General features: G+C 38.1%; 11 protein-coding genes. 5 read left to right on the forward strand and 6 right to left on the reverse strand.

What is annotated here, in order from left to right; genetic code table 11:
* Positions 1 to 169: 169 nt before the first annotated feature.
* Positions 170 to 2,311: a phosphate acetyltransferase gene (pta, locus tag F938_RS16955; RefSeq protein WP_005033721.1), complete on the forward strand. Its 2,142-nt coding sequence runs from the start codon at positions 170 to 172 to the stop codon at positions 2,309 to 2,311.
* Between the two features lie 138 nt (positions 2,312 to 2,449).
* Here the strand turns inward: pta and F938_RS16960 are convergent, their stop codons facing one another.
* Both F938_RS16960 and F938_RS16965 read right to left on the reverse strand, forming a co-directional pair.
* Positions 2,450 to 4,663: a TonB-dependent receptor gene (locus F938_RS16960; RefSeq protein ID WP_005033724.1), complete on the reverse strand. Its 2,214-nt coding sequence runs from the start codon at positions 4,661 to 4,663 to the stop codon at positions 2,450 to 2,452.
* 286 nt (positions 4,664 to 4,949) lie between these two features.
* Positions 4,950 to 5,576, reverse strand: a complete 627-nt coding sequence (locus tag F938_RS16965) for a class I SAM-dependent methyltransferase (RefSeq protein WP_005033726.1) — start codon at positions 5,574 to 5,576, stop codon at positions 4,950 to 4,952.
* Between the two features lie 169 nt (positions 5,577 to 5,745).
* Between F938_RS16965 and F938_RS16970 the strand changes: the two genes are divergently transcribed.
* The 4 genes from F938_RS16970 (at position 5,746) to F938_RS16985 (ending at position 9,050) form a co-directional block, all read left to right on the forward strand.
* Complete coding sequence (locus F938_RS16970; protein WP_005033728.1) at positions 5,746 to 7,269, forward strand: fumarate hydratase; 1,524 nt, start codon at positions 5,746 to 5,748, stop codon at positions 7,267 to 7,269.
* Between the two features lie 82 nt (positions 7,270 to 7,351).
* Complete coding sequence (locus tag F938_RS16975) at positions 7,352 to 7,921, forward strand: hypothetical protein (protein ID WP_005033731.1); 570 nt, start codon at positions 7,352 to 7,354, stop codon at positions 7,919 to 7,921.
* Entirely contained in the window at positions 7,911 to 8,444 is a 534-nt protein-coding gene (locus F938_RS16980; protein WP_005033732.1) for a DUF2059 domain-containing protein, read from the forward strand. The genes F938_RS16975 and F938_RS16980 overlap by 11 nt, the downstream gene beginning before the upstream one ends.
* 72 nt (positions 8,445 to 8,516) lie before the next feature.
* Positions 8,517 to 9,050, forward strand: coding sequence for a DUF2059 domain-containing protein (locus F938_RS16985; protein WP_005033734.1), 534 nt, complete (start codon positions 8,517 to 8,519; stop codon positions 9,048 to 9,050).
* 51 nt (positions 9,051 to 9,101) lie between these two features.
* Here the strand turns inward: F938_RS16985 and F938_RS16990 are convergent, their stop codons facing one another.
* From F938_RS16990 to tig, 4 genes are all read right to left on the reverse strand, one after another.
* A complete protein-coding gene (locus F938_RS16990; RefSeq protein ID WP_005033736.1) occupies positions 9,102 to 9,851 on the reverse strand; it encodes a DUF2846 domain-containing protein in 750 nt (249 codons plus the stop codon).
* Positions 9,852 to 10,018: 167 nt separating this feature from the next.
* Entirely contained in the window at positions 10,019 to 11,329 is a 1,311-nt protein-coding gene (clpX, locus tag F938_RS16995; protein WP_005033739.1) for an ATP-dependent Clp protease ATP-binding subunit ClpX, read from the reverse strand.
* A gap of 36 nt (positions 11,330 to 11,365) precedes the next feature.
* A complete protein-coding gene (gene clpP, locus F938_RS17000; RefSeq protein WP_005033741.1) occupies positions 11,366 to 11,977 on the reverse strand; it encodes an ATP-dependent Clp endopeptidase proteolytic subunit ClpP in 612 nt (203 codons plus the stop codon).
* A 189-nt stretch (positions 11,978 to 12,166) separates the two neighbouring features.
* Positions 12,167 to 13,498, reverse strand: a complete 1,332-nt coding sequence (gene tig / locus F938_RS17005; RefSeq protein ID WP_004830173.1) for a trigger factor — start codon at positions 13,496 to 13,498, stop codon at positions 12,167 to 12,169.
* Between the last annotated feature and the right edge of the window lie 243 nt (positions 13,499 to 13,741).

Genomic DNA, 13,741 nt, shown 5'->3' on the forward strand with positions numbered 1-13,741 from the left:
CTGTAATCTTTGAATAAAAGTCATACAATCATGTCGCTAATTACAGAAACTCTAAGTATTTGACTCAAATGTATCGATGAATAAAGATTTTGCGTCAAATAGTGTATTCTGCTTTGTGATCTTCTTGTATATACAAATTTCAATCTTTTAATTTATTAAAGAATAGTCTATGAAAACAATTCTGTTGGTTCCAACTGGGGAAGGTGTCGGATTAACTTCTGCATGCCTAGGCTTAGTTTATGCTTTGGAATGCCAAGGTGTTAAAGCAGGCTTCGTCAAACCATTTTCACAAGAATTACAAGCAGAACCAGATCGCACAACAGCTCTGTATCGCCATATTTCAAAATTAGACACTGTTGAACCGATTACTTATGCAAAAATTACTCAACAGTTAAATGATGGCGAAACTGATGAGCTTTTAGAAGAAGCAGTGAGTTTACAGCGTCAAGTGGCTAAATCACATGACATTATTATTGTCGAAGGTTTAGTCCCGACAGCGCGTGATGCTTTTGCCAGTGATCTGAATGCTTCTTTGGCACAAGCACTAGATGCAAAAGTTATCTTTGTCAGCAATGCCGACATCAATCGACCTGAATATACTGCTGAAAAAGTCGAAGCACAATTACGTAACTTTGGAGGTGCTTCATCTACGCGTAATGCAGGTGTATTGTTTATGCGTACACGTGGCTTACCAGAGGAATCTGCTCAAATTCCAGTGACCATTGACCCAAGTCTACGTTTAATCTCTGATACCGAAAAATTCAAAACTGAAATTCAGAAAACACATGCTCACATTGGCTCAGCAGTTTTCCCAATCATTGGATTGGTGCCTTTCAGTGATACATTGAGTGTACCCCGCATCTCTGATCTCGCAAAACAGATTCAGGCAACATGGATTAATCAAGGTAAAGCCAACACACGCCGTGTTTTGCACAGCAGTTTGATTGCTTCAAATATTGAGCATGAATTACAAAAGTTTGTTGCTGGCGAATTAATTATCAGTGCATCCGATCGTATTGATGTCCTGTTGGCAAGTAGCTTAGCCACCAGCAATGGTATTCCACTTGCAGGTTTAGTTCTTACTGAACATCATGAACCTAATCCATTGGTTTTAGAGTTCTGCCAATCTGCAATTAAAAATGGCTTACCGATTTTACACACACCACTCAGTACATTTGAAACTGCGCAACAATTGGCAAATCTAGGGAATGAAATTCCTGTAGATGATACAGAGCGAGCGGATCAAGTCACTCGTTTTGTTTCTAGTCATATTGATCAAGATTGGTTACTTCAAATCCTCAATGGTGATTATAAACCTCGCCTCTCTCCTTCTGCATTCCGTCATGAATTGGTGCAAAAATCAATTGCAGCAAAAAAACGTATTGTACTTCCAGAGGGTGATGAACCACGTACCATTCAGGCAGCAGCCATTTGCCAATCTCGTGGAATTGCACAATGTGTATTGTTAGCAAAACCTGAAGCTGTTTTTGATGTGGCTAAAGCCCGCAACATCGAATTACCCGCTGATTTAGAAATTATTGACCCTGACCTTATTCGTGAAAACTATGTCGCGCAAATGGTTGAACTGCGTAAAGGTAAACTCAATGAATTGCAGGCACGTGAACAACTTCAAGACACTGTAGTGTTAGGGACGATGATGTTGGCATTAGATCAAGTGGATGGCTTGGTATCAGGTGCAGTACATACTACAGCCAATACTGTTCGCCCCGCTTTCCAACTGATTAAAACAGCCCCTGAATACTCTTTAGTATCCTCAATCTTCTTTATGCTCTTGCCTGATGAAGTGTATGTGTACGGAGATTGTGCGATTAATCCAGATCCAGATGCTGAACAACTGGCAGAGATTGCGATTCAGTCAGCAGATTCAGCAAAAGCTTTTGGTATTGACCCACGTATTGCGATGATTTCCTATTCGACTGGGACTTCAGGCGCTGGTGCAGAAGTGGAGAAAGTGGCTAAAGCAACCGAAATTGCCAAACAACGTCGCCCAGATTTGTTGATTGATGGACCATTACAATATGATGCTGCGTCTGTGGAAAGTGTGGGGCGTTCTAAAGCACCAGACTCTCAGGTTGCAGGTCGTGCCAATGTCTTTATTTTCCCTGATCTCAATACAGGAAATACCACCTATAAAGCAGTTCAGCGCTCAGCCAATGTGGTGAGTGTTGGTCCTATGTTACAAGGTTTGAACAAACCTGTGAATGACTTGTCCCGTGGTGCATTGGTTGATGATATTGTATTTACCATAGCATTGACGGCGATTCAATCAGAACAACAAGCAACGCAATAAGCTTTTTATACAGATAAAAAACCCACTCAAATTATTTGCGTGGGTTTTTATTTTGTTGTTTCTATAACTCAACCAGCTCTGTGCCCAATACCATAATTCAAATCAATAAAAGGCACATAGCAAGTTATTTCACAGGACTTAGAAATAATAATTCACACGGAACAGATAGTTTCTTGGTGTCCCTGGCATAGAGTTTGAACGCCAATATTCTTTATCAGTGAGATTATTCACAGCAAATGTTGCACCCCATTTATCATCTTTATACCCTACTGCTGCATCGACACGAGTCCAGTCTGGCATTTTTATTAAATTTTTATCAGTAGTATAATACGAGCCAACATAAGTCGCACCCACTTCACCATACCATTTCTCTGTTGGTAAATAACGTACAAATAGGTTGCCCGTATTTTCAGAAATTTTTGCGAGCTTTTTACCTTTAAGTCGGTCTTCTTCCCTCACTGTAGTTCGGCTATCATTTTTCCATTTAGCATCGGTATAACCATAGCCGCCTCGTACATAAAGATTATCCAAGACTTGACCAATAAAACTAAACTCTACACCTTGCGATTGTTGCTTCTGCCCTACTTCCCAATCATTTGGTCTGTTCACAGAGTCAGGCTGGTAACGTATGTTATTTTTAGTAATATCGAATACAGAAAGCTGGGTATTTAAACGACCATCCAACCAATCACTTTTTACCCCAATCTCATATTGCTCATTATATTGCGGTTCAGCATCGTATGTACTTGGACTTACCGTTGTACTCACCAATAACAATCCTCGACCACCATAAGGAGAGAAACTTTTACTATAAGAGGTATAAAAACTTTGACTCTCAACTGGTTGCCAAACAAAACCAATATTTGGGCTTAAACTATCATCCCGATATGAACGTTTACGCTGATTACGAACATCATTGGTCGCAAAATCATAACTATCGTAACGAACACCTAACATCATTTTATATTTTTCATTAAATGAAATTAGGTCTTGTAAGAAGAAGCTTAAAGAGCTTGCATCGGTTTTAGTGTGAGAGGTTTCTGCTGGACGAGAACCATTGAGCTTAGACCAACCATCAGATAAATAACTATCAGACGTATCAAATGGATTGACATAACGATAATAGAGTCCAGCACTGCTACCACTTGAATAATTCCCTAAAATTGGTTCTCGTTTTTCATTTGACCAATCACTACCAAACATAACCTTATGGTCTAAAACACCTGTTTTAAATTGACCTGTAATGTCAAAGGTATTTAAGAGTGTTTTATTGGTGGTTTGCTGCCAAGCATAGTTTTGACGAATTTTTCCTTGCCAGTCGCATTTTTTACCATCATTTAGCAAACCTGCAGCTGAACACCATGTACCGCTAAAGAAGTTATCAAAATCTTGAAAAGATTCACGATGACTCAATGCCCAATGAAATTTCCAATTTGGTGCAAATTCATATTTCAGATCAGTTCTAAATGACTTGGTTTCATCAACAATATTATCATTTGTACCTGCAAAGCCCGTTTTAATTGAAACCCCTGATGGCAACTCATTATAGACTGGACCACGATCGGGCGTTCTGTTTAAACTGTCATAAGTATATTCAGTCGTCCAAAGTAATTTTTCGTCATCACTACGATAGGTCAAACTTGGAGATAACATTTCCTGATTAAAACCTATTCCCGAGCGGAAACTATTGGTATCTGACTTTTCACCGACTAAACGCACAGCCCAGTTGTCATTAAGTACCTTATTGAAATCAATGACGCCACCAACGTTATCATAAGACCCAACATAAGCACCAATTGAACTTTTTGAGTCAAAATTGGCAACCTTGGTCACCATATTAATCACGCCACCGCCTGAACTTCGTCCATAGAGCACAGAAGCTGGTCCTTTGAGTATTTCAATACGTTCAACATTGGCGGTACTGCGTCGGTATTGTCCGCTTTCACGAATCCCATCACGATAGATATCATTCTCATCGGCATTGAATCCACGAATAGTGATTCCATCATTTCTCGTGTCATAACTGGTCGAAACACCAGGAGTTCCCTGTAACATCACGCTTAAATCATTTGCGCCATACAACTTATATTTAGACACATCAATCGTATCTACAGTTTGAGGAATATCTTTCTTATCCAAACCATTTCGCGTCACACTGGCCTGTTTATAGTCCACATAGGTTTTAATGGGGTCACCATCTGCCATTGCTTCAATCACAATGGTGGGAAGTGTTGCTGTATTGGTTTTTTGTTCTTGTTTAACCGTATCAGAATCAGAAAATGCCTGAGTGGAAACAAACAGGCATCCCGTTGATAGCATCATGAGTGTTAAGCTTTTTTTGACAAAACGCATTGCATCCTCAAAAAATTGTAATGATAATAATTATCATTATAATACAAATTTTCATAATTTTTTACATAAACATATCAATCTCTGCACATAAACAACCATTTTCTCCTTATTTGAGCATATTTTTATTGAAATAAACTAATAACAATCTTAAGTAAGAACTAAATAATTATAAAAAATATCTATAAAATTCAAAAAAATAATTAAAATATTCTTGTGCTATTTATGTGATATTTATCACACTTATAATTATTTAACTATTTTATTCAATTGATTAAATGAACACCAATTATTTCCTTTGCACCAACCAAACTGTATGTCCCGTACAATTAGGGTCTTCTACGACCCTATTGATCACTTTAAAGCCGTAATTATGGAATAATTGGATATATTCTTCTGGCGATAAACTGGCATGATATAGAGGTTCTCCAAACAGATCTCCAATTTGCTCTCCAAATGTAGGTCCACTGGTAAACATTAAAACCGTCCCCTGTGTTGCAAAACGATCAAATCGTTGAAACATTGCCCTTTGCCACTCAGTTGATAAATGGAAAAAACTATCCCAAGCTAAAATCCCCTGAAACTTTTCAATCAGTTCAACTGTGCGCATATCCGCTTGAATCCAAGTACAGTTTGGAAACAGATCTTCAGGAAAATTTTCTCGCGCCATATCCAGCATTTCTTCTGAACTGTCTACACCCGTCACATTATGGCTTTGCTCAATCAAATAAGCCGCTATGGGTTGTCCTGAACCGCAACCTAAGTCCAATATATTTGAGTGTTGTGGGAGTAATTTTAAAAACCGATCTAACCATACTTTCTCATATAAACAAGACCCTCTTAATGCAGTCCATGCGTAGGCTTTATTGTTATAAATTTCAATAATATTATCTGCAAGATGAGTATGCTTTCCCATAACGCTTCTGTGCCCATTGCAAGCTTTTATTCTATCATCAGTATAAAGTTTTTAGCCCAAATAAAATAATAAAACTTTAGCCTAAAAATCCATCAAAGCCACCACAAAACAAGCAATATCACGTATAATTCAGCCCGCTAGCTAACAGCCCGCTCAAGAGATTTTTGATATGACAACTATTATCAAACAAGATGACTTGATCACATCGGTCAAGGACGCGCTTCAGTTTATTTCGTACTATCATCCACAAGACTTTATCCAAGCGATGAGCCGTGCTTATGATCGTGAAGAGAACCAAGCTGCAAAGGATGCAATTGCACAAATCTTAATTAACTCACGTATGTGTGCAGAAGGTCATCGTCCAATCTGTCAAGATACTGGTATTGTTAACGTATTTGTTGACGTGGGCTTAGATGTTAAATTTGATTTAACCATGAGCTTAGATGATGCGATCAATGAAGGTGTACGCCAAGGTTATTTAGAAAACACCAACGTACTCCGTGCTTCAGTTTTAGCAGATCCAGCTTTTGGTCGCAAAAATACCAAAGACAATACACCTGCTGTAATTCACTACAAACTCGTTCCAGGCAATAAAGTCGATATTACTGTTGCAGCGAAAGGTGGTGGTTCAGAGAATAAATCTAAACTGGCAATGTTGAACCCTTCTGACTCGATCGTAGACTGGGTGCTTAAAACTGTACCAACGATGGGTGCAGGTTGGTGCCCTCCTGGTATGCTCGGTATCGGTATTGGTGGTACTGCTGAAAAAGCCATGATGCTTGCAAAAGAATCGCTCATGGAAGAAATCAATATGGACGAATTACTTCGCCGCGGTCCACAGAACCAAATCGAAGAACTACGTATTGAAATCTTTGAAAAAGTGAATGCTTTAGGTATTGGTGCTCAAGGTCTTGGTGGTTTGACGACTGTTCTTGATATTAAGATTAAAGACTACCCTTGTCATGCTGCTGGTAAGCCAGTCGGTATGATTCCAAACTGCGCTGCAACTCGTCATGCTCATTTCCAATTAGACGGTTCAGGTATTGCACATATTCAAGCACCTTTACTTTCAGATTATCCTGAAGTGACTTGGGATACTTCAACATCTAAACGTGTTGATTTAGACAATATCACACAAGAAGAAATGAACTCGTGGCAACCGGGCGATACATTATTATTAAATGGTACCATCTATACAGGTCGTGATGCTGCGCATAAACGTATGGTGGATATGCTCAATAAAGGCGAACAGTTACCTGTAGATCTAAAAGGTAAATTCATTTACTACGTAGGACCTGTAGATCCTGTAGGTGATGAAGTTGTAGGTCCTGCTGGTCCAACAACAGCAACACGTATGGATAAGTTTACACGTCAAGTCCTTGAAGCAACTGGCTTGTTCGGTATGATCGGTAAAGCGGATCGTGGTCCTGCTGCTGTTGAAGCGATCAAAGACAATAAAGCAACTTATTTAATGGCTGTTGGTGGTGCTGCTTATTTAGTATCTAAAGCCATTCGTGAAGCTGAAGTTGTCGCATTTGCTGACCTAGGTATGGAAGCAATTTACAAATTCAAAGTACAAGATATGCCTGTATCCGTCGCTGTTGATGTAAATGGTACTTCTGTTCATGCAACTGCACCAAAAATTTGGCAAGCAAAAATTGGCAAAATTCCAGTTGTTGATGCTGCAAATTAATCTGCATAAAAGCTGAAATTAAGCTTGAGCATCACTTGAAAAGCACTCTATGATTAGGGTGCTTTTTATTTTGAGTCAGGTCATGAACTTTATAAAATATATTATTTTTTCTGTATTATTGTTATTCTCGATCTCTATACAAAGCTTTGCCTCAAATACAGAAAGTGAATCCCTTGATCGACTCACACAGGGTATCATTGGCAATCAAATATGGCGTCTTCAAACGAATGAAGACGTAAAACGTATTTATCAAAATCAAGCTGAAAATTTAATTAAAAATGGGATAAGTACGATACAACTCACGGATAATGAAAAACAAATCATCCCAGAAATTGTCGCGGTTTATCAATCAATGACGAAAGATATTCTTCGAGATCCACAATTTATCAGTCAAACCAAGCAAATTATTTTAGAATCGTTAAGCCCTCAAGAAATTGAAGCACTTTATCAGCATGACACAACGCCAAGCCAAGCACTGTACACAAAACTTGCAAATGTTGACACGAAAATATTCATAGAAAGCAATGCTGCGATTCATAAAGCAATTAATGATCCTCAATTTATTCAGCAATATCGCAATAAAATTGGAGAAATTATTCAACAACTACATCGGTTAGAGGATAATAAAGAAAGGAAAACTCATGAAAATTAAACAGTTCGCTTTAACTTTAAGTTTATGCTGTATGACAGTGTCGAGCTTTGCATCTCCAGCAACAGATAAAAGCGTAGACAAATTAATGCAACTTTCCAATATCACCGAGATATTCAAACAAAGTACTCGAGATATGCAGCCCTATTTTGATGAGCAAGCTGAAGATCTTGTTCGGCAAGTGACTGGCGCTCAGACACTCAACATTGATCAACAAAATGCAGCACTGCAAATTAGTGCTCTCTATAGCGATGTTCAACAAAAAATGATTACAGATCCTGAATATCTTGCTCTATTCAAATCACTTTTTAAAAAAACCTTTACTGAAGAAGAAATCCAAGCCAATATTGCGTTCCTCAGCACACCTTTAGGGCAATCGATCAATCAGAAAATGAATCTATTGATGACTGAAGTCATGCAAGAAACCACTAAATTCTCACAGAAGCAAATGCTTAAAGCAGAAAATCAAAAAGTGATTAAAGATAAAATGGAAGCCATTTTAAAACCTATACTGCAAACCCAATAAAGCTTTATATTGTTTTCGAATGTGGGTAACACCTTTGTCGTATAAATAACAACGTGATCCTATAGGTATATTATGAAATTATTACAACATTTAGTGCTGCTTGGCTCATGTCTAACTGCCAATTTTGCTTTTGCAGCACAAGCATCTGATCAACAAGTACAACAATTGTTAAAAGTGATGAACATTGATCAACTTTTACAAGAAACGATGCAACAGATCCGTCCTCAATTAGATCAGCAGGCTTATCAAATCATTAAAATGTCCGTAAACAAGGAACAATTAAGTCCACAAGAACAAATTGTTGCCAATGAATTGGCAGATAAAATGTATGCTCAAAGTCAAAAAACAGTATCGTGGGAACAGATCAAACCACTTTATCTAAAAATTTATAAAGATGTTTTCAATGCGGAAGAAGTACAAGCACAAATCGACTTTTATTCGAGTGCTGTGGGGCAATCTATACTTAAAAAGTCTCCACAAATTGCTCAAGAAACGATGAAGATGATGAATACTCAACTTAGCAATACCCTTCAAAATACTGAACAAGATTTTAAAGAGATAAATAAGAAACTTGCTGAATTAAAAAAAGCAGCGAATACCCCATAAACATTAAAAAAGAGAGCTTCGCTCTCTTTTTTAATCTGAATACTAAAAAGCTTACCAAGTTGTTGGATTCCAAAGCTTAAAGGGTTGCCCCAAGTGCACATCATCACTCACCTTATATGGTGCACCTTTAATTTTCTCTTGCGGTTTAATCACACGCCCATCCGCCGTCACCTCTGCCACAAAGTTCAATCCAGGTGTTTTAAGTTGCGTCATAGCAATTTCTTTTAAGCCCTGTCGAGTTGGCATTTGCATCAATGGTCCAACACGTAATAGCCCTGCCTCACCGTTTGGTCCACCACGGAATTTTTCTTCCTCATATTTGACAAAATATTGCCCACCCGCCTCTACTGAGAAATAGGCAACTTTAGGCTTTTGAAAATGAAAAACTGTTAAAGGGCGACTTAAACTTAATTTATAATCACCTTCAGCAAGTTCAATCCAATAGTAGTGATTACTGATTAAACTCGGAATCCGCTTACCATTTAAAAAGAAATTGGTGGGAATGATTTCTTGTCTGTTCCAGCGACTATCTGGACGATAAAAATAAATCACAGCAGCTTGAGGATTCTGTGGCTTCACCAAATGAAAGTACTGACCGGGTTTTTGATTGACCCAAGAACCTACAGAAAAAGATTTCACTTTATATTGATCAAGCTTTTCATGAACCAATGATTGTTCTTTTTTAAAATCAATAGGATCTAAAGTCGAAACAACTTTGGTTGATTGCTGTTCTACAGATTGATGACTCTGACAAGCTGCTAATCCACAACTCATCAAAACAACGAGACTGATGTAACGCATGATTTTCCCTCACCGCGTATTTTTTATTTTCATTCTTAAGAAACAATATTCTGCACAGTGAGCTTAACATTACAATGACAATTTAAAAATAAAAAAACGTGTAAATAGTCAAGCTACTTACACGTTTCAGATAAGATGCAAAAGTAATATTGAGTAAAATCGAACATTTAAGCCGATTTACTGTCTAAAACCTTTAGATCTACTTTTTCAACTTCATTGCTTTCTTGCTTGGGTTGCCGTTCAGGTTTGAACTCAGGCACAGCTTTATCATTGATCACTGCTTCATTGATAATGACTGTACCAATATCAGAGCGACTTGGTAAATCATACATCGTTTCAAGTAGAACGTTTTCCAAAATAGAACGCAAACCACGCGCACCTGTATTACGCTCTAAAGCCTTTTTCGCAATCGCACGTAATGCCGAGTCTTCAAAGAGAAGATCAACATTTTCCATTTCAAATAAATATTGATATTGGCGTGTTAAAGCATTTTTAGGCTCAGTCAGAATCTGCATTAATGCTTCTTCATCAAGCTCTTCTAAAGTTGCGATCACAGGTAAACGACCAATAAACTCTGGAATTAAACCAAATTTCACTAAGTCAGCTGCTTCAACTTGACGGAATAATTCAGAGACTTTTTTAGTATCATCCTTATTCTTCACATCCGCAGTAAAGCCAATTCCACCTTTCTCTTGACGTTGTTGTACCACTTTTTCAAGACCAGAGAATGCACCACCACAAATGAACAAGATATTTGCAGTATCAACCTGAATAAACTCTTGCTGTGGATGTTTACGTCCACCTTGAGGCGGAATGGATGCAACTGTACCCTCAATCATTTTTAACAATGCTTGTTGTACACCTTCACCAGAGACATCACGCGTAATTGATGGGTTTTCAGATTTACGGGTAATCTTGTCAATTTCGTCAATGTAGATAATGCCTTTTTGCGCTTTCTCTACATCGTAATCTGCTTTTTGCAACAGCTTTTGAATAATGTTTTCAACATCTTCACCAACATAACCAGCTTCAGTCAATGTTGTCGCGTCCGCCATTGCAAAAGGTACATCAAGTAGACGAGCTAAAGTTTGCGCAAGCAAGGTTTTACCTGAACCTGTTGGTCCGATCAGCAAGATATTACTTTTTGCGATTTCAACCGCATCTTTAGGCTTATGACCAGTTTGAGAAACTTTCAAACGTTTGTAATGGTTATATACAGCAACTGAAAGCGTTTTCTTAGCAGTATCTTGACCAATCACATATTGATCCAAAGCCGCACGAATCTCATGTGGTTTTGGCAATGGGCGTGTTGCCCAATCGCCTGTTTCCACTTGTTGACTCGTTTGCACTAAGTCTAAGCACACATCCACACATTCATTACAAATATATGCGTCCTCGCCTGCAATCAGCTTACCGACTTCAGACTGCGTTTTACCGCAAAATGAACAATGCTTTTGTCCTTGAGGAAGATCGGACATTTTCACTCCAAATTCTTAAATCATATCTATAAATGCTTAGTTTTGAGGTCGTTTACTTAATACCTGATCCACTAAACCATATTCTTTTGCTTGCTGCGCGGTCATGAAATTATCCCGATCTGTATCTTTGGCAACAGTTTCGTAATCCTGACCACTATGTTCAGCCATTAAACGGTTTAAACGTTCTTTGATAAATAGAATCTCACGTGCGTGGATTTCAATATCCGATGCCTGACCACGGAAACCACCTAGTGGCTGGTGAATCATCACACGAGCATTTTCCAAGCAATAACGTTTACCCTGCGCACCTGCATTCAATAAGAACGCACCCATTGATGCAGCCTGCCCCATACAATATGTCACCACATCAGGTTTAATAAATTGCATGGTATCGTAAATTGCCATACCTGCAGTAACAGAACCGCCTGGTGAATTGATATATAAATGGATATCTTTATCTGGGTTTTCAGCTTCTAAAAACAACATTTGTGCAACAATAAGATTTGCCATGTTGTCTTCAACTTCACCCGTTAAAAAAATCACACGTTCACGTAAAAGACGCGAAAAAATATCGAAAGAACGCTCACCACGTGAAGATTGTTCTACGACTACTGGCACTAAAGCGCTTTCAATTGATGGAACATACATACGTTATTTATTCCTGAATTTTTGTTACGTCACTCATGTTCACAATATGAGGGATAATTGCTGAAAATGCAAAATATTCCCAACTAAATATCCGATATTTTTTGCATAAGTATTGTGAACAGATTAACTAAGCCAATGTTTAAACTCATAAAAAAAGGCGCCAAAGCGCCTTTTTCAACATCAAACAACTTAGCCTTGTTGGCGTGCTTGTTGCTCTTTTAACAAATCTTGATAGCTTACAGCTTCATCAGTCACTTTAGCGCTAGCCAAGATGTGGTCAACCACTTGATCTTCTAACACAACGCCTTCAATTTGAGCACGTTGTTGCTTGTCAGTTTTGAAATATTCAATCACTTCAGCTGGATCTTCATAAGAAGAAGCCATATCTTCAATATAAGCATCAACACGTGCTTGATCTACTTCAAGTTTAGCATCAGCCAATACTTTACTCACAAGTACGCCAAGCTTCACTGATTTCTCAGCTTGCTCTTTGAACAACTCATCTGGAAGCATGCTGCTGTCAAATGCTTTTGCACCTTGAGCACCAAACTGTTGAGTAAATTGTTGAATCATTTGTTGACGTTGACGGTCAATTTCTTGAGCCAACATAGACTCAGGAACTTCAACTTCGTTTGCAGCAACAAGTGCATCAAAAGTTGCACCTTTCACTTGGTTACGCAAACCATTTTTCACTTCACGTTCCATGTTCTTGCGAACGTCAGCTTTTAATTTTTCAACGCCTTCTTCTTCGGTTAAACCAAAGATTTTTAGGAATTCAGCATCAATTTCAGGAAGTTTTTGCTTTTCAACAAGTTTAACTGTGATTTTGAATTGCGCAGCTTTACCAGCCAAGTTTTCAGCTTGATAGTCTTCAGGGAAAGTAACATCAATTACTTTCTCTTCGCCTTTCTTCATACCAACGATACCGTCTTCGAAGCCAGGGATCATACGACCAGAACCTAAAACAAGTTTAAAGTCTTCAGCAGCACCACCTTCAAACTTTTCACCGTCTACAGTACCTTCAAAGTCGAAAGTCACTTGCATGTCTTTCTTCGCCATGCCTTTAGTTTCAGTCCACTCAGCACGTTGCTTTTGAAGGTTTTCAAGCATCACGTCAACATCTTTGTCTGTAACTTCAGACGATTTACGAGATACTTCTAGACCATCAAATTTAACTTCAACTTCAGGATAAACCTCAACAGTTGCTTGATAAACTAAAGCATCATCTTTGTTTTCAACTTTGTCGATGTTTGGCATACCAACAGCATTGATTTTTTCTTGTTGAATTGCTTCAAATACGGTGTCACGAATAATATCGTTGACAACTTCTTGATAAATACCCGCGCCATATTCACGACGTACAACATTTACAGGCACTTTACCTTGACGGAAGCCGTTAATCTTCACAGTTTTAGCAGTGCGTTTCAAGCGAGCTTCAAACTGCTCGTTAATACGGCTCGTCGGTACAGATACATTTAAACGACGGGCAACGCCCGAAACCGCTTCAGAAGTTACTTGCATGGCTTCCTCGATAGAATTTAATAATTACAGTTTTTCAAAAAGTGCCACATTATATGACAACATTTGAATATATACAAAACACCTGTGTAAATCATTTTATTTCAATGATTGTTTTTATCTTTATGCTGAGTTTTTAAACAAAAAATTAAATCAATTCATTTCTCAGGATTAAATACATTTTGATGAATTTACCTAAATCTAAAATTTTATTTACACACGCTTCACTTTTTTTTACATTTTGAA

It is taken from the genome of Acinetobacter bereziniae LMG 1003 = CIP 70.12 (genome assembly GCF_000368925.1).
Taxonomy (GTDB): domain Bacteria; phylum Pseudomonadota; class Gammaproteobacteria; order Pseudomonadales; family Moraxellaceae; genus Acinetobacter; species Acinetobacter bereziniae.

Excerpts from the sequence above, each read along its gene's own strand:
- F938_RS16965 (WP_005033726.1), bottom strand. The coding sequence starts at position 5,576 with ATGGGAAAGCATACTCATCTTGCAGATAATATTATTGAAATTTATAAC.
- F938_RS16990 (WP_005033736.1), bottom strand. The coding sequence starts at position 9,851 with ATGCGTTACATCAGTCTCGTTGTTTTGATGAGTTGTGGATTAGCAGCT.
- F938_RS16975 (WP_005033731.1), top strand. The coding sequence starts at position 7,352 with ATGAACTTTATAAAATATATTATTTTTTCTGTATTATTGTTATTCTCG.
- pta (WP_005033721.1), top strand. The coding sequence starts at position 170 with ATGAAAACAATTCTGTTGGTTCCAACTGGGGAAGGTGTCGGATTAACT.
- F938_RS16985 (WP_005033734.1), top strand. The coding sequence starts at position 8,517 with ATGAAATTATTACAACATTTAGTGCTGCTTGGCTCATGTCTAACTGCC.
- F938_RS16980 (WP_005033732.1), top strand. The coding sequence starts at position 7,911 with ATGAAAATTAAACAGTTCGCTTTAACTTTAAGTTTATGCTGTATGACA.
- tig (WP_004830173.1), bottom strand. The coding sequence starts at position 13,498 with ATGCAAGTAACTTCTGAAGCGGTTTCGGGCGTTGCCCGTCGTTTAAAT.
- clpP (WP_005033741.1), bottom strand. The coding sequence starts at position 11,977 with ATGTATGTTCCATCAATTGAAAGCGCTTTAGTGCCAGTAGTCGTAGAA.
- F938_RS16970 (WP_005033728.1), top strand. The coding sequence starts at position 5,746 with ATGACAACTATTATCAAACAAGATGACTTGATCACATCGGTCAAGGAC.
- clpX (WP_005033739.1), bottom strand. The coding sequence starts at position 11,329 with ATGTCCGATCTTCCTCAAGGACAAAAGCATTGTTCATTTTGCGGTAAA.
- F938_RS16960 (WP_005033724.1), bottom strand. The coding sequence starts at position 4,663 with ATGCGTTTTGTCAAAAAAAGCTTAACACTCATGATGCTATCAACGGGA.